At 57.5% G+C, this 247-nt stretch carries 1 pseudogene; it reads left to right on the forward strand.

From position 1 onward, the window contains the following. Positions 1-247, forward strand: a pseudogene (locus tag MXD62_RS09300) (acetyl-CoA C-acyltransferase); the annotation flags it as partial.

The following is a 247-nucleotide window of genomic DNA, read 5'->3' on the forward strand; positions in this document are numbered from 1 at the left end:
TCACTGCCGGAAATTCCTCGCAAACCAGCGACGGGGCAGCAGCGGTACTGGTTATGTCCGCTGAGAAGGCAGAAGCGTTGGGCGTGGAACCGATCGCCAAGTTCCATTCCTTTACCGTGGGCGGGGTTGATCCTGATGTGATGGGCATCGGTCCGGTCGTAGCCATCCCTAAAGCTCTGAAGGTGGCCGGAATCTCCTTGGCCGATGTGGACTTGTTCGAGCTGAATGAAGCAGCTCGAACAAGTCC

This window comes from Frankia sp. Mgl5 (genome assembly GCF_023242985.1).
In the GTDB taxonomy this organism is placed as follows: Bacteria; Actinomycetota; Actinomycetes; order Frankiales; family Frankiaceae; genus Parafrankia; species Parafrankia soli.